Here is a 24709-nt window from a genome sequence, read left to right as displayed (position 1 = left end):
GTCAGTTTCCTTGTGGGGCGGGCGCATCGGCGCGTTCGAAGGGTTCCAGGGCGTGGCGCAGGCTGGCGCGCGACAGTTCGCCCAGGTGGCTGCCGACCAGCCGCCCTTCGGCGTTGTAGAACAGGGTGGTGGGCAGGGCCATGGAGCCGACCTTGCGGGCCAGTTCGCCAGTGCCGTCAAACAGTACGTGGGACAGGGTGAGGCCAGTGGTGGCCATGAAAGTGCTGACGTTCTCCGGGGTTTCTCCCTGGTTGACGAACAGGAAGGTCACGTGGGGGTAGTCGTCCTCGGCCTGTTGCAATACCGGCATTTCGCGCCGGCAGGGCGGGCACCAGGTGGCCCAGATGTTGATCACCAGCGGTCGCCCGCGGTAGCTGTGCAGGGCCACCACCTGCCCGCGGCTGTCGCGCAGGCTCAGGTCCGGCAGCTCGGTGCCCTTGCTGTACAGGTGGCTGGCCAGGCTGGACAGCCCCCAGAACAGCGCGCCGCTGAACAACGCCCAGCCCAGTGGCCGGCGCAGGCCGGGGCGCCGCCAGCCCTGCCACAGGGTGCCGAGGACGATGCCCAGCAGGCCGCCCCAGAGCAGGAAGCCGCCGTCGCGGATGTCGATGACCTGCAGCGGGTCGTCGCGGTACATCGGCCAGTAGGCCAGGACGAAGCCCAGGCGGGCGAACAGCAATCCCAGCAGGAACAGGTTGAACAGCGCCGACTCCGGATTCTCGCCGCCGCGCCTGGCCACCCGCCAGCCGACCAGGCTGGCGATGCCCAGCGCCGCGAGCAGCAGCAGGTGGTTCAGGGCCATGGTCAGTGGCCCGAGGGTGACGGTCAGCATCAGCCTTGGCTCCTGGTCTGGGCCCAGTGTTGCAGGAAGCCGGTGGCGTCGATCTCGCCGGTGATGCGGCGGGCGCGGCGCTCGTCGCCTTCCGGGCCAATCCAGATCAGGCTGGGCGGGCCTGGTACCTGGTAGCGCTGCAGCAGTTCGCGACTGGCCGGGGAGTCGGCGGTCACATCCAGGCGCAGCAGGTGCACGCCGGCCAGACTGGCCTGGACATCGCCACGGCCGAACACCTGCTTTTCCATGACCTTGCACGACACGCACCAGTCGGCATAGTAGTCCACCAGCACCCATTGGCCGCGGGCCTTGGCGGCATCGAGCTCACGTTGCAGGTCGGCCGGCGCGCTCACGGTGACGAAGGCGTCGTGGGCGTTGGCCGGGGCTGCTGCCGTGCCCTTGCCGGCGAAGGGCTGTAGAGGTTGCCACAGGTCGTTGCCCCCGGCAGCGGCCCCCACCAGCAGCAGGCCACCCCACAGGGCGCCGAGCAGAGGAATGGCGCGCAAGGCGGGCAGGCGTTGCAGGGCCGGCCAGGCGGCCCAGCCCAGGGCGATCAGCCAGGCGCCGGCCAGGGCCAGCACCAGCGTTTCCGCCAGCAGGCCACGCACGGTGTACAGGGCCATGGCCAGGAACACGAAGCCGAACAAGCCCTTGACCAGGTTCATCCAGGCACCCGGGCGTGGCAGGTAGCGGTTGCCCAGGGTGACCAGCAACAGCAATGGCACGCCCATGCCCAGCCCGAGGCTGAACAGCACCAGCGCGCCTTGCAGCACATCGCCGCTCTGGGCGATGAACAACAACGCGCCGGCCAGTGGCGCGGTCATGCAAGGTCCCAGCAGCAGGCCCGACAACGCGCCCAGCAATGCCGCACCGTAGAGGTTGCCGCCACGGGTGCCTTGTCCGGCTCGGTCCAGGCGGTCACGCAGGGCGGACGGCAACTGCAGTTCGAAGGCGCCGAACATCGGCAGGGCCAGGAGCACGAACAGGCCGGCCAGGCTGCCCAGCAGCCAGGGCTGTTGCAACCAGGCCTGCAGGCTTGCGCCCAGCAGCGCGGCGATCACGCCCAGGGCGGCGTAGACCAGCGCCATGCTCAGCACATAGACACCGGCCAGCCACCAGCCGCGCCGGGCGCTGGCGCCGTTGCCCAGGACCAGTCCGGCGAGGATCGGCAGCATCGGCAGCGAGCAGGGGGTGAAGGCCAGCAGCAGGCCCAGGCCGAAGAATGCCAGCAGGCTCCAGGCCAGGCTGTCCCGTTGCAGGGTGCCGGCCAGCGCCTGGTCGCTGGCCTGTTCGGCAGCGGCGACTGGCGTGGCGCTACCGCCGAGAGCGATCGGCGTGGTCTGCGGCGGGTAGCACAGGCCAGCGTCGGCGCAGCCTTGCCAGCCCAGGCGCAGTTCACCGCCGGCGCCGGCCGGCAGCAGCAGTTCCAGCTCGGAGCGATAGACTGCGCTGTCGCCGAAGAACTCGTCGTGGTGGTTCTCGGCCTGGGGCAGTACGGGGTGCTGCTCAGGGGGCAGGCCGTCGAACTTCAGGCGTTTCTGGTAAAGGTAGTAACCGTCCTTGATCTGGAAATGCAGGCGCATCTGGCCGTTTTCCAGGCGATCGTGGGTCAGGACGAAGGCTTCGTTGACCGGCAGGAAGTCCGGCTTGACCGCAAAGGGGTTGGCCTGGAGGGGGCCGGCGAGCAGGAATGTCAGGAAGAGCAGGAGAACACGCATGTCGACGCCTTGGCAGAGCTTTGAAGAGGGCCATGCTGGCCTTGGGTTATTAACTGAAGGTTAAGTTGGTCTTAGGACCGGCGACAGCCTTGTCTGTCCCGATGCTATCAGCCCGACGAAGTCCTCCAAATCCGTTCATAATCCCCCCTTAATCGCCACCCTGTGCAATGCCAGCTTCCCCACCCAGGAGACCCCATATGCACGTTCTGCTCTGCGAGGACGATGACCTGATCGCCAGCGGCATCTGCGCCGGCCTCTCGGCCCAGGGGCTGACCGTGGACCGGGTGGCCAGCGCCTCGCAGGCCCGGCAGGTGCTCGGGACGGCGAAGTTCGACGTGATGATCCTCGATCTGGGCCTGCCCGACGAGGACGGCCTCAAGCTGCTGCGCCGCCTGCGCCAGCAGGGCGAGACCCTGCCGGTGCTGGTGCTCACGGCCCGCGACGCGGTCACCGACCGGGTCGACGGCCTGCAGGCCGGCGCCGACGACTACCTGCTCAAGCCCTTCGACCTGCGCGAACTGGCCGCTCGCCTGCATACCCTGCTGCGTCGCGTCGCCGGGCGGGCGGTGAACGTCATCGAGCATGGCCCGCTGCGCTACGATCCCAGCAGCTGCGAGGCCACCCTGGCCGGCCAGGCGGTGGACCTGTCGCGCCGCGAACAGGCGCTGCTGCAGGCATTGCTGCAAAACCCGGGGCGCGTGCTGTCCAGCGAGCAACTGAAGGACTGCGTCTACGGTTTCAGCGACGAGGTCGAAAGCAACGCGCTGAACGTGCATATCCACCACCTGCGGCGCAAACTGGGCAACAGCATCGTCGAGACCGTACGCGGCCTTGGCTACCGCCTGGGGCCGGCCCAGGCACCGGAGGAGCGCGCGTCATGAGCCTGCGGGTTCGCCTGTCACTGATTCTCGGCAGTGTGTTCATCGTCATCTGGGCGCTGGCGGCTGCCTGGATGCTGCGCGACCTGCGCCAGCAGATGATGTTCTCCCTCGACCAGCGCCTGGTGGCATCGGCGCGCATGGTCGCGGGGCTGATCGACCAGCTGCCGCAACCGTTGACTGCCAAGGGCCAGGATGCGCATTTTTCCGCCGACCAGTTCAGCGTGCCGGACGGCATGGCCTGTCAGGTGAGCTCGCTGCGCGGCGAGATCCTCGCCAGCAACCACAAGCACGACGGCGCCATGGACGACGAGCGCAGCGGCTTCCGTGACCAGACCATCGATGGCGCCTCCTGGCGTACCTTCACCTACAACCATGGCGATGTGCGCATCACCACCGCCGACCGGCACCAGGAGCGCGAGGCGCTGAACCAGTCAATCCTGCTGGCGGCCTCGGCGCCGGTGCTGATGGCCTTGCTGGGCAGCCTGGGACTGTTGTGGATCGGCCTGGGCAAGGGGCTGGAGCCGCTCAATCGCATGCGTGATGCCTTGCGCAGGCGCCGCGCCGACAGCGTCGAGCCGTTGCAGGTGGCCGGCCTGCCCAGCGAGCTGCAACCGCTGCTCGATACCCAGAACCAGCTGTTCCTGCGCATCGCCCAGACCATCGAGCGCGAACGTCGCCTGACTGACGACGCCGCCCATGAGCTGCGCAGCCCGCTGACCGCCATCAAGACCCACCTTCAGGTGGCGCGGATGACCGATGGCGCCGTGCGTGAGCAAGCGCTGGAGCATGCCGAGCACGGGACCGACCGCATGCACCGTACGCTGGAGCAACTGTTGATGCTGGCGCGGGTCGAGGGCAGCCTGTCCTTCGACGATGGCGTGCAGTGCAGCGCCGAGCAGGTTGCCCGGCAGGCCATCGAGGATGCTGGTGGCGGCGACAACCGGCGCATTCACCTGCGCCTGCCCGAGGCGGCGGCCAAGGTCTACCTGAGCATGCCGGCACCACTGGCGGTGGCGGCGCTGCGCAACTTGCTGGACAACGCCCTGCGCCATGGCGGCGATGCCGCCGTGGAGCTGGAGGTACAGGCGCAGGACGGGCAGGTGGACTTCCTGGTGCGCGATCATGGGCCGGGGATTGCCCAGGAAGATCTCGAACACCTGACCGAACGTTTCTGGCGCAACGGCCAGAGCGGAGGTTGCGGGCTGGGGCTGGCGATCGTCCAGGCCATCGTCCAGCGCTGCTCTGGCAGCCTGCGGTTCGACAGCCGGGCCGATGGTTTGCGGGTGAGCCTGCAGGTGCCGGCGCGTTCGGGAAGTTGAGTTCGGCGCTGTACCCATCGTGGGGCAAGCCCGCTCCCACGCAGCGTGGTGCATGAGCCCGTAGGAGCGGGCTTGCTCCGCGACAGAGGCCGCACATCTACAACAAATCCCACGACAACCGCTAAATCCGCACCTCGCTGAAGCGTTTTTCAAGCGATAAGAACCCGACACACATCCGGTTACAGGGCGCGTGGCGGGCACATTCGCTTGCTTGCGAGGGTTTTTCCGATGTCGACCGCTTCCAGCCTTGCCCAGGTGCTGCCGGCCACCGCGCCGCGCCCCCTGTACGAATTCGAGGATTCGCCCCTGCTGCTGCGCCAGCAGCAGCAGGAATCCAACGCCCGCAGCTACCCCCGGCGCATCCCCCTGGCGCTCAAGCGCGCCCGTGGCCTGTACGTCGAGGACGTCGAGGGCCGCCAGTTCATCGATTGCCTCGCAGGTGCTGGAACCCTGGCCCTGGGGCACAACCATCCGGTGGTGATCGACGCGATCCAGCGCGTGCTGGCCGACGAACTGCCGCTGCACACCCTGGACCTGACCACGCCGGTCAAGGACCAGTTCGTCCAGGACCTGTTCGCCCTGCTGCCCGAGGGTCTGCGCCGGGAAGCGAAGATCCAGTTCTGCGGCCCGACCGGTACCGATGCGGTCGAGGCTGCGCTCAAGCTGGTGCGCACGGTCACCGGGCGCAGCACCGTGCTGGCATTCCAGGGGGCCTACCATGGCATGACCCAGGGCGCGCTGAGCCTGATGGGCAGCCTGGGGCCGAAAAAACCGCTCGGCGCGTTGCTGAACAATGGCGTGCAGTTCCTGCCTTATCCCTATGACTACCGCTGCCCGTTCGGCCTCGGCGGCGAGGCGGGCGTGCGCGCCAACCTGCACTACCTGGAAAACCTGCTGTGCGATCCGGAGGCCGGCGTTGCGCTGCCGGCGGCAGTGATCGTTGAGGTTGTGCAGGGCGAGGGTGGTGTGATCCCCGCCGATATCGAGTGGTTGCGCGGGTTGCGCCGGATCACCGAGCAGGCCGGGGTGGCGTTGATCGTCGACGAGATCCAGAGCGGTTTCGCCCGTACCGGCAAGATGTTCGCCTTCGAGCACGCCGGCATCGTGCCCGACGTGGTCACCCTGTCCAAGGCTATTGGCGGCAGCCTGCCGCTGGCCGTGATGGTCTATCGCGACTGGCTCGACCAGTGGTCGCCGGGTGCCCATGCCGGCACCTTCCGTGGTAACCAGATGGCCATGGCCGCGGGCTCGGCGGTGATGAAGTACCTGGTGGAGCACCGCCTGTGCGAGCACGCCGAGGCCATGGGCCAGCGCCTGCGTGGGCACCTGCAACGGTTGCAGCAGGACTATCCGCAGCTTGGCGATATCCGTGGCCGTGGCCTGATGCTGGGCGTGGAACTGGTGGATCCGGCGGGCAAGCGCGACGTCCAAGGCCATCCGCCGGCCTGCCGCAAGCTGGCGCCGAAGGTGCAGCGCGAATGCCTGCGCCGTGGCCTGATCCTCGAGCTGGGCGGCCGCCATGGTGCGGTGGTGCGCTTCCTGCCGCCGCTGATCATCAGTGCCGAACAGATCGACGAGGTGGCGGCAAGGTTTGCCGAGGCCGTCGCGGCGGCGGTATCGGCTGGCTGAGTGTCCGGATCCAGGCGAAACCCCCTGTAGGAGCGGCCTTGTGTCGCGCAACGCCGCTCCCACGGGTCCTGCAGGGCGCAGGTTTCAGTCGAACGTGCGCCCGGCGCGCCAGTAGCCCATCAGCGTCAGGCTCTCCCTTGGCAGTCCGCGCTCCTTGATCAGGTGTCGGCGGATATCCATGACGGTCCCCGACTCCCCGGCGATCCAGGCATGGAAGTCGCCGTGCTCGCCGCTGGCCTGTTCCCAGAGGATGCGCTCGTCGATATCCACGTCTTCCAGCTCGACCGTCGATGCGCCGCGCACCGCCGGCAGGCTGGCCAGTTCGCGCACGGCGTGCTGCATGCCCTGGCCATGTTCGCTGCGCAGCAGGTCACGCGGCAGCCAGTGCAGGCGGGTGGCCGGGCTGTGGCGCAGGTCGAGGCAGTCGGCTTCCAGCGGCACTTCGATAAAGGCCTCCACCTGTAGTTCCGGCGTGTTCGTGGCCAACTGCTCGAGGATGCCGGCGATGGCCGGCAGGGCGGTTTCGTCACCGATCAGCAGGATGCGCCGGATACTGTGCGGCGGCTTCCATTCGTAGCCGCCGGGGTCGTCGGCATAGGCCAGGTTGGGTGCAACCATCTGCAGGCGGTCACCCGGACGGGCATGGGTGGCCCAGGCCGAGGCCGGGCCATTGACGCCATGCAGGACAAAGTCCACCTCTACCTCAAGGGCTTCGCGGCGCAGGGCGCGGATGGTGTAGGTGCGCATCGGTGGCATGTCCTGCGCCGCCAGCTCGCGCCGCGCCTGTTGCCATTGCGCGTGCTTGGGCAGGCTTGGCGGTGCTCCTGCGGGCGTCGGAAACAGCAGCTTGACGCGCTGGTCGGGGGCCAGGGTGGTCATCTGCGCCACGTCCTCGCCAGTGAAGACAAAGCGGCTCAGCGACGGGCTCAAGGGTTCAATGGTCTTCAGATCAATGTCGAAGACGCGGTAGGGCGTGGCCTTGAGCGGTTGGGTCAGGCGATCGTGCAGGGAGGTCATGGGTATGCCTCTGTCAGCGGGAGATAACCAACAGACGAGCGCGCCGGGTGGTTAATTAGACAGCTAAATTTTCCCGGCCTATCTACGTCCTAGCTTGGATAGAAGTCGCGGCACGCGAAGACGGATTGAGGCGCAATGACAATTTCCCGACGAGGATTCATCGCTGGCCTGGCAGTGGCGGGCGCCACAGGCACGGCGGCCTATTACGCGCACAAGCAGCTGACCCACGACCCTGAAGACGATATCGTCACGCCCGGCGAGGCCAGCGTGGAACTGGCCGACTATGCCGGGCAGGTCCTGGCCGACCGGCTGCGCGGTGTGTGGGAGATCCGCTTCGACGGTGCAGAACGAGGACTTGACGGGCTGCCTCGACAGGGCGTCGAGATGTTCCTCGACGTCGCCACCAAGGGGCGTGGCCTGCGCGGATTCGTCGATACCGGCGAGGGGCTTCGCGGTGCTGCCGAGCCGGCCTATCGTGTGCTCGGTGACCTGGTCGGTGCCAGCAGCACCGAGGTGCGTTGGCGCCTGGTCAACCAGCACGGCGGGCCGGGTTATGAATGCGTGGCGAGTCTCGACGAGGTCTGGGCCGAGTTCGCCAATGCCGGTAGCGGCACGTTGAGTGGCCGCGTACAGCGCCTGGATCGACCGCTGACCCTGCCGGTGCCCGACAGCCGTTTCGTCGCGGTCAAGCGTCTGTTCCCCGAGGCCCGCGAGCGTCTGCCCTATACCCCCGAAATGCGCGAGTGGGTGGTCGGCGCTGAGCATCGCCTGTTCCACCAGCTTTGGCATGCCACCCGAGACCAGTGGCACAAGTTGCCGCAGACCAAGCAGAACGCTCTGCGTGGCCTGGGCTGGCAACCTGGGCCGCGCGACCGTGAGCGTGATGCCCGCGGCCCGCGCAAGCACCGCAATGGTTCGGGTATCGATTTCCTGTTCATGCACCGGCACATGCTGATGTATGCCCGCACACTGCAGGACCTGCCTTCCTGGCAACGCTTTCCGCTACCGCAACCAAGCGTCGAGTTCGATCGAGCAGGTTTCGCCCGCTACTTCGACAACCACGACGGCTACTGCGTGCCGCCAGGCTGGCAGGCGCCGGGCGACGACGCCTATGGCCAGTGGGTGGGAGCGATCAAGGCCGGCGAGACCTACTGCAGCAACTTCCAGGTGTGGGAGTCGCAGTACCAGGACCCGGTGTACCTGTCGAAACTGACCCTGGGCGCCTTCGGCTCGGAACTGGAGATGAACCTGCACGATTGGCTGCACATGTGCTGGGCGTCGGTGCCGCGCGATCCCAACAATGGCGCGCCGGTGCCGTTCGCCCGCGACCAGGCGGACTTCGCCGCGCGCTGGTTCGAGCCTGAGAACGACTTCCTCGGTGATCCGTTCTCATCCCATGTGCACCCGGTCTTCTGGGGGTTCCACGGCTGGATCGACGATCGCATCGACGACTGGTTCCGTGCCCATGAGCGCCATCACCCCGGTCAGGTACGTCGCCTCGAAGTCAACGGCGTGCCCTGGTTCGCTCCCGGGCGCTGGGTGGAGGTCGATGATCCCTGGCTGGGTCCGGATACCCATGGCTGCAGCACGCAGCCGGGCATGCGCCCGGGCAAGTCGGTGGAGATGGACGTGGAGACCATGAAGTTGGCCCTGCGCATCACCTTCGGTGACGAGGACAAGCTCGACAACCTGCTGCGCAAGGTGCCGCAACGGCCCTGGTATGCGCGACACCTTTCGTTGAAGAACATCGTTTCCTGAGGCTCCGTGCGAAAGCGCCAGACCAGACAATGAAGTTCTCTGGCCTGGCGCTTTCGCGGGGCAAGCCTGCTCCTACAGCGTCTGCGGCGCCTGCCAGCCTCCGCCCAGTGCCTTGTACAAAGCCACGCTCCCCCGTAACTGCTCCAGGCGCAGCTGCGCTTGCTGGTCCTGGGCCAGGTACAGCGTGCGCTGGGTCTCGAGTACGGTGAGCAGGGTCTCTGCACCGGCGGTGTAGCGTTGCTGGGCCAAATCAAAGGCGATACGCGCCTGTTCCACTTCCTGGTCCTGCCAGCGGCGCTGGCGCTCCACGCCGGCGATGGCGTTCAGGGCTTTCTCCACATCCGAGAAACCGGCCAGGATGCTGGCGCGGTACAGCTCCAGCAACTCCTGCTGTTCGGCGCGGGCCACGTCCCGGGCGGCACTCAGCCGACCGTTGTTGAAGATCGGCGCGGTGAGCCCGGCGGTGAGGGTGTAGTAGGGGCTGTCGAAGATATTGGGCACGGTCCGGGCGCCACTGCCCAGGTCCGCGCCCAGTATCAGGCGCGGCAGCATCGCCGCCCGAGCTACCTGGATATTGGCGCTGGCCGCCGCCAGGCGTGCCTCGGCGGCGGCGATGTCCGGGCGGCGGCCGAGCAGTTCGCTGGGCACGCCGCTGCCGATGGTTGGCCACTGCACGTTGCCGATGGTTTCGTCGGTGGCGGGCAGCGCCTGCACAGGATCGCCCAGCAGGGTGGCTAGGACGATGCGGTTGTCCTGACGGCGTTGTTCGAGCAGCGGCAACTGGCGCTCCTGGGCGGCCACCAGGCTGCGCTGCTGGGCCAGTTCCAGGCGGGTGGCCGAGCCCGAGCGTTCACGGGTTTCGACCAGGCCCAGCACGTCGCGGGCGTTGCTCAGGTTGAGGCGGGCGATGCGCAGTTGCTCGTCGAGTGCCAGGCCTTGCAGATAGCTGTCGGCCACGGCGCTGACCAGGGTCAGCTCCACGGTCTGGCGATCGAAGCGGCTGGCGTCGAGGCTGCGCAGGGCGCTGTCACGGGTGGCGCGCAGGCCGCCCCAGAAGTCGATCTCGTAGCTGGCGCTCAGGCGGGTTCCGAACGAGGTACTGGTGCGTTCGTTGCTGCTGGCGTCGAGTTGGTCGTTGCCCTCGCCGCGCAGCAAGCGCTGGCGGCTGCCGTTCAGGCCCAACTGCACCTCGGGCAGCAATGGCGCGCCGGCGATCACGGCGCTGGCCTGGGCCTTGCGCACCCGCGCCGCGGCGGCGGCCAGGTCGTGGCTGTTGAGGCGGGCGCGTTCGACCAGCCGGTCCAGCTCGGTGCTGGCGAAGGCGCGCCACCACTGGCTGTCAGGCAGGGGCTGGGCTGTGGCCGGCCCCTGCCAGGCGGGTGGCGTGTCGATGTTCGCCGCCGGTGGCGGCGGGCTGCTGCAGGCGGCCAGGCAAAGGCTCAGGGTCAACAGGCTGGTACGGCTGGGAATCGTCATGAACTATTCGCTGGTAAGGGCCTTGACCGGGTCGAGGCGGGCGGCCTTGCGGGCCGGCATGAATCCGAAGATCACGCCGGTGATCACGGCGCAGGCGAAGGCGCCGAGGATGGCGGGCAGGGCGAAGGCCACGGCGATGTCGGCCAGCAACAGGCCGCCGCCGATGGCCAGGGCCAGGACGATGCCGGTCACGCCGCCGACCATCGACAGCATCACCGCCTCGGTGAGGAACTGGCGCAGGATGTCGCGCTGGCGCGCGCCGGTGGCCATGCGGATACCGATTTCGCGGGTGCGCTCGCGCACGGTCATGAGCATGATGTTCATCACGCCGATGCCGCCGACCAGCAGCGAGATCGCGGCGATCGCCCCAAGCATCAGCGACAGGCTGTTCTGGGTGCGGGCCTCGGCCTGGATCAGCGCGGCATCGTTGGTCAGGACGAAGTCATGCTTGCCCTGGTGGCGCTGCAGCATCAGGCGCTCGATCGCCTGCTCGGTTTCCTTGACCCGGCCGGAGTCCAGGGCGGCAATGGTGACGTATTCCGGATCGCGGCTGCCGAACAGGCGGATGGAGGCGGCGGAGTAGGGCACCACCACGCGCTCGTCGCTGTCCTCGCTGCCGGAGCTGGCGCCCTTGCCCTGGAGCACGCCGATCACCTGGAACGGCACGTTGCCGATCAGCAGGTACTGGCCGAGCGGATTGCTCCCTGCGCCAAACATCTTCTCGCGCACCTTCTGTCCGATCACGGCCACGGCGGCGGCGTTGGCTTCGTCGGCCTCGCTGTAGAAGCTGCCCTCGACCACCGGCCAGTTGAAAATCTCGGGAAATCCGGTGTTGTTGCCGCCGACGTAGAACTGCTCGCCCTTGTTGCCGTGGCGCACCATGAGCTTGTCGCCGATCACCGGCATGACGCGCTTGACCTGCGGCAGTTCGCCGATGGCGTCGACATCATCGAGGGTGACGATGCCGGTCAGTTCCTCGGAGGAGTGCTTGCCGTTGAGGTAGAGAATGTTCGAGCCGAAGGCGGCCATCTGGGCCATGACCTGGCGCTTGCTGCCTTCGCCGACCGCCAGCATGACCACCACCGAGGCCACCCCGATGATGATGCCGAGCAGGGTCAGGGTGGTGCGGAAACGGTTGATCCACATCACCCGCCAGGCGGCCTGCAGGGACTCTGCCAGTTCGCCTTTCCAGGCGCCGCGCTGGGTGGCGCCGAAGTCCAGGCGTTGGCGCAGGTCGTCGGCTTGCACCTGTCGGGGCGGGGCATCGGCCGATGACGGGGTGGCCGAGTCACTGACCACCTCGCCGTCGCGCACCTCGATGATCCGCTGGGCGCGGGCCGCGATCTCGCGATCATGGGTGATGAGGATGATCACATGGCCCTGGCTGGCCAGCTCGTCGAGCAGGGTCATCACCTCGGCGCCACTGTGGCTGTCGAGGGCGCCGGTGGGTTCGTCGGCGAGGATGATGTGCCCGCCGTTCATCAGCGCGCGGGCAATCGACACCCGCTGCTGCTGGCCGCCGGACAACTGGTGCGGACGGTTGCCGGTGCGGCTGGCCAGCCCCAGGCGTTCGAGCAGGGCGCGGGCGCGGGTATGGCGTTCGGCGGGCGGGGTGCCGGCGTAGATGGCCGGCATCTCGACGTTCTCCTGGGCCGAGCCCGAGGGGATCAGGTGGTAACCCTGGAACACGAAGCCAAAGGCTTCGCGGCGCAGCCAGGCCAGCTCGTCGCTGTCCAGCTCGGCCACGTCCCGGCCTGCAAAGCGGTAGCTGCCCGAGGTGGGGCGGTCGAGGCAGCCGAGGATGTTCATCAGGGTCGACTTGCCGGAGCCCGAGGCGCCGACGATGGCGACGAACTCGCCGGGATGGATGCTCAGGCTGATGCCGCGCAGCACCTCGACCCTGGGCGAATCGACACCGCCGTAGACCTTGCGGATGTCGCACAGCTCGATCAGGGGCGTGGCCATCTCAACCCCCACTGGCGGCGGGCAGGCCGATGACCAGGCGCTCGCCTTCGTTCAGGCCCTCGAGGATCTGCACCCGCAGGCGGTCGCTCAAGCCGGTGCGCACCTGGCGCGCTTCGACCTGGCCCTTGCCGTTCAGCACCTGGGCCAGGCGCAAGCCCTCTTCGGGGGTCTCGTCCAGCGCGGCCAATGGCACGCTGAGCACCTGGCTGGCCTGGCCGGCGACGAAGAACACCTGGGTGGTCATCTCCGCCATCAGGGCGCCGTCGGGGTTGTCCACGTCCAGCAGCACGGTGTACTGGACCACCTTGGTGCCCGTGGTGCCGGCCGTGGTGCTGGCCGGGCTGCCCCCGCCCTGGCTGGATTGGTCCAGGGGCTTGGGTGGCACAGGGAGGATCTGCCGCACGGTGCTGGTCCAGCGCCGCTTGCCGCCGGCCAGGGTATTGAAGTAGGCGGTCATGCCCGGCTTGACCTTGCCGATGTCGGCTTCGGATACCTGCGCCCACACGGTCATTGGCGACAGCTTGGCGATGCGCAGGATCAGCGGTGTCTGCTGCTGGGCGTTGAGGGTCTGGCCCTCGCGGGCGTCCACCGCCACCACGGTGCCGCTCATGGGCGCGTAGATCCGCGTGTAGCCCAACTCCGCCTCGTCGCTGCGCAGGCTGGCCTGGGCCTGGCGGATCTGCGCCTGGTACATGTCGATGCGCGCCTGGGTCACCTTCAGTTGCGCCGCGGCCGTCTGCAGGTCTTCCTGGCGGCTGGCTCCGGCCGCGGCCAGATCCTGCTGACGCTTGTATTGCTGCTGGGCGAGCCGGTACTGCGCCCGCTGTTCGGCGAGCTGGGCCTTGAGATTCTCGATCGAGTAGCGCCCGGCATCGAGCTTGGCCTGCTGTGTGGACGGGTCGATCTCCACCAGCAGTTGGCCCTGGCGCACTTCGTCACCGGGCTCCACATGCAGCTTGCGGATCTGCCCCGAGGCCTGGGCGCCCACATCGACATAGCGGCGCGGTTGCAGGGTGCCCAGGGCGGTGACGCTGCTTTCGATGTCGGCGCGGATCACCGGCACGGTGCTGACCGGCGCGCCGCCGAGCGGCAGGACCTGCCAGGCCACCAGGCTGCCGAGGCCGGCCAGGCCCAGGGCGCCGATCAGCACTCGGCGGCGGGTATTGGATGTGCGTGTCATGCGGGCTTCCAGCCGGAGGTAGTGGCCGAGTGCAGCGATGGGGCGTGCGCTCGGGGGTCCCAGTTAAACGAATGATATCGATGGCGATTTAGCGCAGAGAAGGGGGCTGCGTGTTGCTGCGAATAATTATAATTTGTAAGATCGCACGCTGATATCATCCAGACCTCTGCCCTTGGCTTGCAACGCAGGAGCAGGGTGACGCCAGGTGCCGTCGTGGAACATTACTATCGCGAATTGGTGAGCTTCCTGTCCGCCCGACTCGGTAATCGCCAGTCGGCCGAAGACGTCGCCCACGATGCCTACATCCGGGTGCTGGAGCGTACGGAGGGTGAGCATATCGAACACCCGCGCGCCTTCCTCTATCGCACGGCCATGAATCTCGTGGTCGATCATCATCGTCGACATCTGGTGCGTCAAGCCGAGCCGCTGGAGGTGCTTGACAGCGACGAGCGCTGGCATACCCCGGCGTTGACCCAGAGCATGCAGCTCGACCAGCGCCTGGCGCTGATGCGCCAGGCGCTGGATGAATTGAGCGGGCCTTGCCGCGACAGCTTCCTGCTGCGCAAGCTCGATGGCCTGTCGCACCAGCAGATCGCCGAGCGCCTGGGCATTTCCCGCAGCCTGGTGGAAAAGCACATCGTCAATGCCATGAAGCACTGCCGTGTGCGCATGCGCCAGTGGGAGTCCTGAGGGGGCCGCCTGCGGATGTGAAAATTCCGTGAGTGGGCGACTTGATTTCTCCCGGGTTCACGACAACTATCAATAAAGACCCCCCGTTCAGGCATCCCGCCTGACGTTGCCGTTGCCGGCGCAGTATGGTCATGGAGCTACCGTTACCACCCAACTGCCCAGGTCCGGACGATGCCTAACAAATCCATGCGCATCCTCATCGCCGACGAGCACCCCGGCCAGCGCCTGCAGCTGGAGAAGATGCTCAATGGCCTGGGTTATTACCGGATCGCCCCGGTGGAAAGTTTCGACGACCTGCAGCGCCTGGTGCATAGCGCCCTGGAACCCTTCAACCTGCTGGTGGGCAACATCGAGCTGGCCAGTCATGCCGGGGTCGACCTGGCGCGTTTCTGCCGGGTCAGTTCGCAGATCCAGCATGCACTGCTTTACCATTCACCTCACCTGAAAGTGCCGGCCGTACCGCCGAGCGATCGCCATGCCGTCAGCATCAGCCTGCCCCATGCGCCCGACAGCGAGGCGCTGGAGTCGTTCATGGCGATCATCGACATGCCGGTGCTGGTCGGGCAGTTGCCGTTGCCGCCGGGGTTGGCGGGGGCGTCGAACCACGCCCGGCGGCGCACCAATCTCGCGCAGACGGTGTTCTGCCGCAATCCCTGAGCAGCGGGTTGATTTGCTATCCTCTGGCCTTTTGCCTCGCTGCGGAAGCTGCCATGACTGCCATCGATACCACCCGCCCGCCACGGTTCAGCCGTCGCGACCACCGGACCCTGGGGCTGGCCGCGCTGGGCGGCGCCCTGGAAATCTACGATTTCATCATCTTCGTGTTCTTCGCGCTGACCCTCAGCCAGCTGTTCTTCCCGCCCGAGATGCCGCAGTGGCTGCGCCTGCTGCAGAGCTTCGGGATCTTCGTCACCGGCTACCTGGCCAGGCCGCTGGGTGGCATCCTCATGGCCCATTTCGCCGACCACCTGGGGCGCAAGCGGGTGTTCAGCCTGAGCATCCTGATGATGGCGCTGCCCTGCCTGCTGATCGGGGTGATGCCGACCTACGCCGACATCGGCTACGCCGCGCCGCTGATCCTGCTGGCCCTGCGCATCCTGCAGGGGGCGGCGGTCGGCGGCGAGGTGCCCAGCGCCTGGACCTTCGTCGCCGAACATGCGCCCCCTGGACGTCGCGGCTATGCACTGGGCTTCCTGCAGGCCGGGCTGACCTTCGGCTACTTGCTCGGGGCGCTGACCGCGACCCTGCTGGCGCAGCTTTTCACGCCCCAGGAGATCCTCGACTACGCCTGGCGCTATCCCTTCCTGCTAGGCGGTGTGTTTGGCGTGATCGGTGTCTGGCTGCGTCGTTGGTTGAGTGAAACCCCGGTGTTCCTGGCCCTGCGGGCGCAGCAGGAGCAGCCGGTGGCCTTCCCCCTGCGACGGGTGCTGGGCACTCACCGACGGGCCTTGATTCCAGCCGCGCTGCTGACTTGTGTGCTGACCTCGGCGGTGGTGGTGCTGGTGGTGATTACCCCGACCGTGATGCAACAGCGGTTCGGCATGACAGCCGGGCACACCTTCGCCTTGAGCAGTGTGGGCATCGTCTTCCTCAATATTGGGTGCGTCCTGGCTGGGCTGCTGGTGGATCGTATCGGTGCCTGGCGGGCACTGATGCTCTACTGCCTGCTCTTGCCGTTGGGTATTGGCGCCTTGTACGCCAGCCTGGTGGGGCAGTGGGGGCAGACCTGGGCGGCCTATGCCTTGGCTGGCCTGTCCTGTGGCGTGGTGGGGGTGGTGCCGTCGGTGATGGTTGGGCTGTTCCCGGCCGAGATCCGGGTGTCGGGCATCTCCTTCACCTACAACGTCGCCTACGCCCTGTGGGCCAGCACCACGCCGTTGGCGCTGATCGCCTTGATGCCCTGGAGCCCATGGGTGTGTGTCGGCTTTTGTATGGTCATGGGCATGGTCGGATTGCTGACGGCGCTGTATTTCGGGCGCCGTGAGCCGCTGGAGTTCGCTGCGCAGTCGTTGCCGCTCATGTGTGGTGACAAATAAGGCGGCAATGACTGCTGGGCAGTGAGGCAGACTTCCGGGCGGGGGTTATTGGAATAACCTATTGGCCGAATCGATGAAGTCAGGACTGCCTGATACGCCCGGGCAGTCAACAGGTCCTACAGGCAGGGTAGTGATTTTGAGCGTCCGCAGCTCTGCACCCCTACAGCGCCTTCGTGGATGTGGGCGTAATTTCGACTGATCGTTGACGGACCCCTCCGTTCATACAGTCAGGAGAAGAATGCATGTCCAGTTTCAACATCGCCTGGATGACGCGGGCCCAACTGCCGGTGTTTCCGCCCCAGATGAGTTTTTCGGCTGCGAACCCCGCCAGTTCGAAACCGGATGATCAGGCCAGGACCCCGGTTATTCGCTGGGGTCGTAGCTTGGCCTTCGTGCTGGAGTCCCGCAACCACCATGACCAGGCCTGGGTGGTGGTCTACGGTGACGGCAAGCAATTGACCGGCGTACACCCCCTCCATGACTTTCGCCACATCAGCCGTATCCAGCTGGCCAGCAACAGTCATGCGGTGCTGTTGACCGACAGTGCGCAGCGCCAGCAAACGCTTGAATTCACCCAGTTGAAGGCTCTGGATGGCAGTGGTGGTGCCGGGGGCTCCGTGAACGGCCTGCCCAGCGGCATCCCGTTCATGCTCACCAATGGCCATGATTACCTGATGGCGGACGAGGAGGGCGTGTGCCTGGCCGTGAACCCTGATCCCAAGACCATGCTGTGGGTCTACAAGAGCGGGCACTTGGTCAATGCCACCACAGGGCAGGCTCTGGGGCTTGGAATCTGCGGCAAGGCGAGCGCAGCTTCGGGAGATCGCTGGCGGCTGTCTTCAAAGGGCGAGCTTGTCTATGGTGACGGCAGTCGTACGTTGTGCAGTGCGCCGACTTCGGGTGAGGTCTGGTTGCAGCGACGAAGCGAGGCGCTGCCTTCCGAAGCCTGGCGGGTACGACTGCCCCAGCTCCCCCGCCGGGGTCAGGCGCCGAGCATGGTCGTAGACAAACTGAACGTGTGCCTCGCTGTCTCTGTCGACTACAGTGCCGGAACAGGTGATACCCTTTCGTTCTCGATCAATGGCAGCCAGTACCGACAGCCGTTGGCTGGCAACTTCGAGCGTGGGGCGCACTTCAAGGTCGAGGTCGACCTGGCCAAGATGTTCCAGCGCAGCGTGATCTATGCCGATGAGCTGCGCTCGGTCGAGATCTACCAGGCCAGTGCGGGGGGGTACGGCCCGGCCTGGAAGATGCAGTCGCTGGACCTGAAGGTCAATGACCAACTGAACAACCGCGTGGTAGGGAGCGACAACCGCTGGATCGAGGCCAGGGACGGCGTCGCATGGCAAGGCCGGGTGAACTGGCTGGACTGGCGCAAGGCCGATATCTCGGCGCCCCTGGACTTTGCCGGCTACACCTACCCGGTGCAGTTGCAGCAATGGCTGATCGACGTGCTGAAATGGCGCAGTTATCAGCCTGAAACCCTCGATGGCGTCTGCCAACTGATCGGCGAGGAGCGCGGTCAGATACTGGCGTATGAGCTCAAGAGCGGCAGATTGACCTATCTGCGCCCCAATACTGCCCAGGATGCCTACACCTGGGTCTATACCCCGCAAAAAAGCATTCTGGTCAAGTTCTGGGACCAGTCCCTGGACCGTACGCGCTATACCCGGCACAGCCAGCTTGGCGGTGGCCAGCCGGTGGTGTGCGCCGGAGAAATGCGCATCGACCGCAAGACCACCAGCAACGCGGTGAGCGACATCCTTGGTCTGGTCAATGATGCCTCCGGACACTACAAGCCCGATGGCGGGCAGTGCCTGGGGCATGTCCTGGAACGGCTCGAACAACTGGGGCTGGACACCACGCAAACCGTGGTTTCGTACAAGGGATAGCGATCATGAAAAAGCCCCCGGGTCTCACGATCAAGGGGCTTTTGCTTGCTGCCAGGGCAGGGCTTACATGTTCGGGTAGTTCGGCCCACCGGCGCCTTCAGGGGTGACCCAGGTGATGTTCTGGGCCGGATCCTTGATGTCGCAGGTCTTGCAGTGCACGCAGTTCTGCGCGTTGATCTGGAAGCGCTTGCTGCCGTCTTCCTGGGTGACCACTTCGTACACACCGGCTGGGCAGTAGCGCTGTGCCGGTTCGTCGTACAGTGGCAGGTTGCTGGCGATCGGGATATTCGGATCGGTCAGCTTCAGGTGGCAGGGTTGTTCCTCTTCATGGTTGGTGCTGGAGAGGAATACCGAGCTGAGCTTGTCGAAGCTGAGCTTGCCGTCCGGTTTGGGGTAGTCGATCTTTTTCGAGTCGGCGGCGAGCTTGAGGCAGGCGTAGTCCGGCTTGGTGTCATGCAGGGTGAACGGCAGCTTGCCGCCGAACCAGTTCTGGTCGATGTAGTTGAACGCGCCACCGAGCAACGGGCCGAACTTGTGCAGGGCCGGGCCGAAGTTGCGGCTGGCGAACAGCTCTTCATGCAGCCAGCTGGCCTTGAATGCGCTGACATAGCCGTTGAGCTGGTCGCCGCCTTCGCTGCCGGCAATCAATGCGTCAGCCACAGCCTCTGCGGCGAGCATGCCGGACTTCATCGCGGTATGGCTGCCCTTGATCTTGGAGAAGTTCAGGGTGCCCAGGTCGCAGCCGATCAGCGCGCCGCCATTGAAAACCATCTTCGGCAGCGAGTTCAGGCCGCCTTTGCAGATGGCGCGGGCGCCGTAGCTGATGCGCTTGCCGCCTTCGAGATACTGACTCATCACCGGGTGGTGCTTGAGGCGCTGGAACTCGTCGAATGGCGACAGGTACGGGTTGGAGTACGACAGGTCGACGATCAGGCCGACCACCACCTGGTTGTTCTCCAGGTGATAAAGGAAGGAGCCACCGGTGTTCTCGGCGCTCATCACATCCAGCGGCCAGCCGGCGGTGTGCACCACCAGGCCCTGCTCATGCTTGGCCGGGTCGATTTCCCAGATTTCCTTGAGGCCGATGCCGTAGTGCTGGACGTCGGACTCGTTGTCCAGGTCGAAGCGCTTGATCAGCTGCTTGCCGATATGGCCACGGCAGCCTTCGGCGAACAGGGTGTACTTGGCGCGCAGTTCCATGCCCGGCGTGTACAGGCCGTCCTTCGGCTGGCCTTCACGGTCGACACCCAGGTCGCCGGTGACGATGCCGCGGACCACGCCGTTTTCATCGAACAGCGCTTCCTGGGCGGCGAAGCCCGGGTAGATCTCGACGCCCAGGTTCTCGGCCTGCTGGGCCAGCCAGCGGCACAGGTTGCCCAGGGAGATGATGTAGTTGCCCTGGTTGTGCATGGTCTTGGGCACGAACAGGTCGGGGACCTTGGTCGAGCTACCGGCATCCTTGAGCACATAGATGTCGTCGCGTTTGACTTCGGTGTTCAGCGGCGCGCCGAGTTCTTTCCAGTCGGGGAACAGTTCGTTCAGGGCGCGCGGTTCGAACACCGCGCCGGAGAGGATGTGGGCGCCGACTTCGGAGCCTTTCTCGACCACGCAGACGCTGATCTCGCTACCGGCTTCGGCGGCCTTCTGCTTCAGGCGGCAGGCGGCGGACAGACCCGCCGGGCCTGCGCCGACGATGACCACGTCGAATTCCATGTATTCGCGTTCCACAGGTTCTCTCCTACTCAAGGCTCATCGCGTTGCTTGTCTTTTATGGGTGTTCACGGTCACGTGCGGCGTGCAGAGGCTGTAGCTTCGCAGGTGATGGACTACACCGTTTTGTCTTGGCCGCGCATTATATCTACACCACTTGGCGGGTCCAATACAAACGTTTGTTTGAATTTGCCGGAGGCCCGTAGAATCGCAGGTGGGCGGCTGGAGGCTGGCCAATTTGCCGTATTGACCGGATTGGGTGTTACGGTCAAGATACGAGCGCTTTCGCGTTCGCCGTAGGCTGACCGTCGGGCGCAGGTGCACCCCTAAAGACCAGGCGTGGAGCAGGGTTTACGGGCCGAATCAGGTTTTGTAGTGGAGTCTACACGCCACGACAGAAAATGACCCGCGGGTTTTACCCGCAAGGGTCGAAACAGGACTGATCGGTCAATTGAGCTTTGTCGGCGTCGGAACGTTTTTAGAGGTGCCCTTGTACCCACGCGCATTCGCCGGGCAGTCCCCAGGCGATCTTCTTTTCACCGGAGAGTAACGAGGAATCCATGAAGGTTCTTGTAGCTGTCAAACGAGTGGTCGACTACAACGTCAAGGTTCGCGTCAAGGCGGACAACTCCGGCGTCGACCTTGCAAACGTCAAGATGTCCATGAACCCCTTCTGCGAAATCGCCGTGGAAGAAGCCGTCCGCCTGAAAGAGAAGGGCGTGGCGAGCGAAATCGTCGTCGTCTCCATCGGTCCGACCGCCGCCCAGGAGCAACTGCGTACCGCCCTGGCCCTGGGCGCCGACCGCGCCATCCTGGTCGAGGCCGCTGACGACCTGAACTCCCTGGCCGTGGCCAAGGCGCTGAAAGCTGTTGTCGACAAGGAGCAGCCGCAGCTGGTCATCCTCGGCAAGCAGGCCATCGATAGCGACAACAACCAGACCGGCCAGATGCTCGCCGCGCTGACCGGCTTCGCCCAGGGCACCTTCGCCTCCAAGGTCGAAGTCGCCGGCGACAAGGTCAACGTCACCCGTGAAATCGATGGCGGCCTGCAGACTGTCGCGCTGAACCTGCCTGCCATCGTCACCACCGACCTGCGCCTGAACGAGCCGCGCTACGCGTCGCTGCCGAACATCATGAAGGCCAAGAAGAAGCCGCTGGAGACCATCACTCCAGACGCGCTGGGCGTGTCCATCGCCTCCACCAACAAGACCCTCAAGGTCGAAGCGCCTGCCGCCCGCAGCGCTGGTATCAAGGTCAAGTCGGTGGCCGAACTGGTCGAGAAGCTGAAGAACGAAGCGAAGGTAATCTAAATGACTATCCTGGTTGTCGCTGAACACGAGAACGGTGCCGTAGCCCCGGCCACCCTGAACACTGTCGCCGCTGCCGCCAAGATCGGTGGTGATATCCACGTGCTGGTCGCCGGCCAGAACGTCGGTGGCGTCGCCGAGTCCGCCGCCAAGATCGCCGGCGTAGCCAAGGTGCTGGTTGCCGATAACGCCGCCTACGCCCACGCCCTGCCGGAAAACGTCGCGCCGCTGCTGGTCGAACTGGCCAAGGGTTACAGCCACGTGCTGGCCCCGGCCACCACCAATGGCAAGAACATCCTGCCGCGTGTTGCCGCGCTGCTGGACGTCGACCAGATCTCCGAGATCATCGCTGTCGAATCCGCCGACACTTTCAAGCGTCCGATCTATGCCGGTAACGCCATTGCCACCGTGCAATCGAGCGCTGCAGTCAAGGTCATCACCGTGCGTACCACCGGCTTCGACGCCGTGGCCGCCGAAGGTGGTTCGGCCGCTGTCGAAGCCGTCGCTGCCGCCCATGACGCCGGTAAGTCGGCCTTCGTTGGCGAAGAGCTGGCCAAGTCCGACCGTCCCGAACTGACCGCCGCCAAGATCGTCGTTTCCGGCGGCCGCGGCATGGGCAACGGTGACAACTTCAAGCACCTGTACGCCCTGGCCGACAAGCTCGGCGCCGCCGTCGGCGCCTCGCGCGCGGCGGTCGACGCAGGCTTCGTGCCGAACGACATGCAGGTCGGCCAGACCGGCAAGATCGTCGCGCCGCAGCTGTACATCGCCGTCGGTATCTCCGGCGCGATCCAGCACCTGGCCGGCATGAAGGACTCGAAAGTGATCGTTGCGATCAACAAGGACGAAGAGGCGCCGATCTTCCAGGTCGCCGACTACGGCCTGGTTGCCGACCTGTTCGAAGCGGTTCCGGAGCTGGAAAAGCTGGTCTGATCCGCCTGCTTCACTTATAAAGAACCCGGCCCGCCCTTGGCGGTCCGGGTTTTTTCATGGTTTTTTCAGGGGCGGGGAGAGGTTGCATGGCGTTTCGCTGGAGCAAGGGAGGGCTGGCCTGCGTGCTGGCGCTGCTGTCGACGCAGGCCTTGGCGGTGGGCAAGTGCGAGCGCCTGGTCGCCACCGGCAGCCCGGATGCGCCGCCGTACTCCTGGCAGGACCCGCAGGATCCGAAACACCTGATTGGCGCCAATGTCGACCTGCTGCGCCAGGTGGCGGCCGAGCTTGGGGTGAAGATCGAGGTGCTGCACGCAGGCAAGCGCGAGCAGGCCCTGGAGGAAGTGCGCAGCGGGCGCATGGACCTGCTGCTCGACACGCCGATGCAGGTCACCCAGCTGACCAGCCTGGACTACATCCATCCGGCCTTGCAGCTCAACGAGTACCTGGTCTGGACCCGCCACGACGCCACATTGGTGTTCGAGGGCCCGGCAGACCTCGCCCAGTACCGCGGCGCGCTGTCCGAGAAGGCCCGCCTGACCCCGGCCTTCGATGCCTTCGCCAAGGCCCAGCTCAAGCTGGAGCCGGCGCAGAACCTGACGCAGGCCTTCCAGAAGCTGGTGCTCGGCCAGGTCGACTATGTGTTGGCCGGGCGCTACTCGGGCATGGCCATGGCGCAGAGCCTGGGCGTGGGCAACGACCTCATCGCCCGGGGTTTGCCGGTGGACCGTCCGGGGCTGTACCTGGCGGTCTCGCACAACTCGGCGTGCAACGACAGCTGGTTGCGCGGACAACTGGCGAAAAAACTGACAGAATTGCCGATCTCCGGGGCGAGCGAGGCTGTGCTGCAGCGCAATGTCGAGCGTTGGAAGGCGCAGATGCAGGCGTCGCAGGGTGCCCCCAAACAGTAGGAAGCGTGAGTGAGAATCCAACCCTTGATGCTCGCCCTGGCCGTGCTTGGCCTGGCCGGCTGTGCCAACGACCCGGCACCCAATGAACAGCTGCGCCTGTCGGAACAGGCGTTGGAGCAGGCCAAGGCGGTCGGCGCCAATGAGCAGGTGCCGGAGTTCAAGTTGGCCGAAGACAAGCTGGCCCGGGCCAAGAGCAACATGCTTGGCGAGAGCCATCGCGATGCGCGCATGCGCGCCGAGCAGGCCGAGCTCGATGCGCGCCTGGCCGAGGCGCGGGTGCTGAACCAGAAGAGCGAGGAGCAGCTGCAGGCGATGCAGTCACGGATCAAGCGCCTGCGCAAGCAACTGGAGGTGCAGCCATGAAGCGCCTCAAGCCCATGGCGGCCTTGGCCTTGCTGGCCCTGGCCGGTTTGCAGGGTTGTGCCAGCCAGCGCAGCGAGTCGGCGTTGGGCGACGCCAGTGCCGCGTTCCAGAAGGTCAAGGACGATTCCGATGTGCTGCGCAGCGCGCCTCGCGATGTGATCCGCGCCGGCGAGTCGTTGGCGCGCGCGGAGCGTCTGGCTGGCTATGTCGGCACCGGCAGCGATGTGCGTCATTACGCCTACCTGAGCCAGCGCTACAGCGAGATTGCCAGCGAGCATGCCAAGCTGGCGTTGAACCAGGAGCGTCTGGCCAAGCTTGATCTGGAGCGCCAGCGCCTGCAGTTGGCGCTGCGCGAGGCCAAGTTGGCCAGCGTCCAGCAGCAGGGCAAGTTCGTCGAGGCGCAGATTGTCGCGCTGGCGTCGGAGCAGACGGATCGTGGCCTGGTGATGACTCTGGGTGACGTGCTGTTCGATACCGGCCAGGCCGACCTGAAGAATTCTGCCAGCCGTACTGTACTGAAGCTGGTGCAGTTCCTTCAGCTCAATCCACGGCGGGTGGTGCGGATCGAGGGTTACACCGATAGCACTGGCGCTGCGGAAGAGAACCTCAAGCTGTCCCGTGATCGCGCCCAGTCGGTCGCCGACATGCTGGTCGATCTGGGGGTAGACGAGAAGCGGATCCAGGTCGAGGGTTATGGTGACCAGTATCCGGTGGAGGCCAATGCCTCGGAGCGGGGCAGGGCGCAGAATCGTCGGGTCGAGATCGTCTTCTCCGATGACAAGGGTAAACTCGCGCCAGCGCGTTAAAGTCTGCTTTGATTTCGTGCAAGCCCGTTCCTACAAGAAGTTATACATGACTTGTAGAAGCGGGTTTGCAAGCAATAGGGTCAAGCTCGTTCCTTTATTGCCAATCGGCTAACTACCACTTCGCATTTCTTGATCTTGATCTTGATCTTGATCTTGATCTTGATCTTGATCTTGCTGTTGCTTCTAAGTGCACAATAGTTCAGGCGCCGCCAATTGCGACTTCAGGAGGCCGAGCGGAGTTCTTGCGGAGGGAGGTGACGGGCATGGATGCCCGTCAAGCGCTGCGCCC

General features: G+C 65.7%; 20 protein-coding genes. 13 read left to right on the top strand and 7 right to left on the bottom strand.

Annotated elements, in window-relative coordinates:
• Window position 1: 1 nt before the first annotated feature.
• Both ACVWZ5_RS10525 and dsbD read right to left on the bottom strand, forming a co-directional pair.
• Window positions 2-832, bottom strand: a complete 831-nt coding sequence (locus ACVWZ5_RS10525) for a TlpA family protein disulfide reductase (RefSeq protein ID WP_062574680.1) — start codon at window positions 830-832, stop codon at window positions 2-4.
• On the bottom strand, window positions 832-2550 hold the full coding sequence (dsbD, locus tag ACVWZ5_RS10520) for a protein-disulfide reductase DsbD (protein ID WP_062574679.1): 1719 nt from the start codon (window positions 2548-2550) through the stop codon (window positions 832-834). The genes ACVWZ5_RS10525 and dsbD overlap by 1 nt, the downstream gene beginning before the upstream one ends.
• A gap of 197 nt (window positions 2551-2747) precedes the next feature.
• Here dsbD and ACVWZ5_RS10515 point away from each other — a divergent pair, with 197 nt between their 5' ends.
• The 3 genes from ACVWZ5_RS10515 to ACVWZ5_RS10505 all read left to right on the top strand — a co-directional run bounded on the left by ACVWZ5_RS10515 (window position 2748) and on the right by ACVWZ5_RS10505 (window position 6379).
• Window positions 2748-3431, top strand: a complete 684-nt coding sequence (locus tag ACVWZ5_RS10515) for a response regulator (RefSeq protein ID WP_062574678.1) — start codon at window positions 2748-2750, stop codon at window positions 3429-3431.
• Complete coding sequence (locus ACVWZ5_RS10510; protein WP_084942220.1) at window positions 3428-4750, top strand: ATP-binding protein; 1323 nt, start codon at window positions 3428-3430, stop codon at window positions 4748-4750. The genes ACVWZ5_RS10515 and ACVWZ5_RS10510 overlap by 4 nt, the downstream gene beginning before the upstream one ends.
• A gap of 228 nt (window positions 4751-4978) precedes the next feature.
• Complete coding sequence (locus ACVWZ5_RS10505) at window positions 4979-6379, top strand: aspartate aminotransferase family protein (protein ID WP_084942219.1); 1401 nt, start codon at window positions 4979-4981, stop codon at window positions 6377-6379.
• Between the two features lie 84 nt (window positions 6380-6463).
• On the opposite strand, the gene ACVWZ5_RS10500 is transcribed toward ACVWZ5_RS10505, so the two are convergent.
• Entirely contained in the window at window positions 6464-7396 is a 933-nt protein-coding gene (locus tag ACVWZ5_RS10500; RefSeq protein WP_084942218.1) for a siderophore-interacting protein, read from the bottom strand.
• A 135-nt stretch (window positions 7397-7531) separates the two neighbouring features.
• Between ACVWZ5_RS10500 and pvdP the strand changes: the two genes are divergently transcribed.
• Window positions 7532-9154: a pyoverdine maturation tyrosinase PvdP gene (gene pvdP / locus ACVWZ5_RS10495; RefSeq protein ID WP_062574674.1), complete on the top strand. Its 1623-nt coding sequence runs from the start codon at window positions 7532-7534 to the stop codon at window positions 9152-9154.
• Window positions 9155-9226: 72 nt separating this feature from the next.
• On the opposite strand, the gene ACVWZ5_RS10490 is transcribed toward pvdP, so the two are convergent.
• Genes ACVWZ5_RS10490 through ACVWZ5_RS10480 form a run of 3 tightly spaced genes read right to left on the bottom strand, consistent with a single transcriptional unit; the run spans window position 9227 to window position 13775 of the window.
• On the bottom strand, window positions 9227-10630 hold the full coding sequence (locus tag ACVWZ5_RS10490) for an efflux transporter outer membrane subunit (RefSeq protein ID WP_084942217.1): 1404 nt from the start codon (window positions 10628-10630) through the stop codon (window positions 9227-9229).
• Between the two features lie 3 nt (window positions 10631-10633).
• Entirely contained in the window at window positions 10634-12595 is a 1962-nt protein-coding gene (locus ACVWZ5_RS10485) for a MacB family efflux pump subunit (protein WP_457340595.1), read from the bottom strand.
• Between the two features lies 1 nt (window position 12596).
• Window positions 12597-13775 carry an efflux RND transporter periplasmic adaptor subunit gene (locus tag ACVWZ5_RS10480; protein ID WP_062574671.1) on the bottom strand — a complete coding sequence of 393 codons (1179 nt, stop codon included), beginning with the start codon at window positions 13773-13775 and terminating at the stop codon, window positions 12597-12599.
• 213 nt (window positions 13776-13988) lie between these two features.
• On the opposite strand from ACVWZ5_RS10480, the gene ACVWZ5_RS10475 reads away from it, so the two are divergent.
• The 4 genes from ACVWZ5_RS10475 (at window position 13989) to ACVWZ5_RS10460 (ending at window position 18393) form a co-directional block, all read left to right on the top strand.
• Entirely contained in the window at window positions 13989-14465 is a 477-nt protein-coding gene (locus tag ACVWZ5_RS10475; protein ID WP_062574670.1) for a sigma-70 family RNA polymerase sigma factor, read from the top strand.
• A 171-nt stretch (window positions 14466-14636) separates the two neighbouring features.
• A complete protein-coding gene (locus ACVWZ5_RS10470) occupies window positions 14637-15122 on the top strand; it encodes a hypothetical protein (RefSeq protein WP_062574669.1) in 486 nt (161 codons plus the stop codon).
• A 53-nt stretch (window positions 15123-15175) separates the two neighbouring features.
• Window positions 15176-16501 carry an MFS transporter gene (locus ACVWZ5_RS10465; protein ID WP_062574668.1) on the top strand — a complete coding sequence of 442 codons (1326 nt, stop codon included), beginning with the start codon at window positions 15176-15178 and terminating at the stop codon, window positions 16499-16501.
• Window positions 16502-16743: 242 nt separating this feature from the next.
• Window positions 16744-18393: a hypothetical protein gene (locus tag ACVWZ5_RS10460; protein WP_062574667.1), complete on the top strand. Its 1650-nt coding sequence runs from the start codon at window positions 16744-16746 to the stop codon at window positions 18391-18393.
• Window positions 18394-18456: 63 nt separating this feature from the next.
• On the opposite strand, the gene ACVWZ5_RS10455 is transcribed toward ACVWZ5_RS10460, so the two are convergent.
• Window positions 18457-20121 carry an electron transfer flavoprotein-ubiquinone oxidoreductase gene (locus ACVWZ5_RS10455; RefSeq protein ID WP_062574666.1) on the bottom strand — a complete coding sequence of 555 codons (1665 nt, stop codon included), beginning with the start codon at window positions 20119-20121 and terminating at the stop codon, window positions 18457-18459.
• 542 nt (window positions 20122-20663) lie between these two features.
• Here ACVWZ5_RS10455 and ACVWZ5_RS10450 point away from each other — a divergent pair.
• The 5 genes from ACVWZ5_RS10450 (at window position 20664) to ACVWZ5_RS10430 (ending at window position 24420) form a co-directional block, all read left to right on the top strand.
• A complete protein-coding gene (locus ACVWZ5_RS10450; protein ID WP_062574665.1) occupies window positions 20664-21413 on the top strand; it encodes an electron transfer flavoprotein subunit beta/FixA family protein in 750 nt (249 codons plus the stop codon).
• Window positions 21414-22343, top strand: a complete 930-nt coding sequence (locus tag ACVWZ5_RS10445; protein WP_028692906.1) for an electron transfer flavoprotein subunit alpha/FixB family protein — start codon at window positions 21414-21416, stop codon at window positions 22341-22343.
• A gap of 86 nt (window positions 22344-22429) precedes the next feature.
• Entirely contained in the window at window positions 22430-23251 is an 822-nt protein-coding gene (locus ACVWZ5_RS10440; RefSeq protein ID WP_062574664.1) for a substrate-binding periplasmic protein, read from the top strand.
• A 9-nt stretch (window positions 23252-23260) separates the two neighbouring features.
• Window positions 23261-23614 carry a DUF4398 domain-containing protein gene (locus ACVWZ5_RS10435; protein WP_050704797.1) on the top strand — a complete coding sequence of 118 codons (354 nt, stop codon included), beginning with the start codon at window positions 23261-23263 and terminating at the stop codon, window positions 23612-23614.
• Window positions 23611-24420, top strand: coding sequence for an OmpA family protein (locus tag ACVWZ5_RS10430; protein WP_301141258.1), 810 nt, complete (start codon window positions 23611-23613; stop codon window positions 24418-24420). The genes ACVWZ5_RS10435 and ACVWZ5_RS10430 overlap by 4 nt, the downstream gene beginning before the upstream one ends.
• Window positions 24421-24709: the final 289 nt, after the last annotated feature.

This window comes from Pseudomonas sp. TE6283 (genome assembly GCF_054060555.1).
The sequence above is the reverse complement of the archived record's forward strand: the minus strand, read 5'-3'. Positions and strand labels throughout refer to the sequence as shown.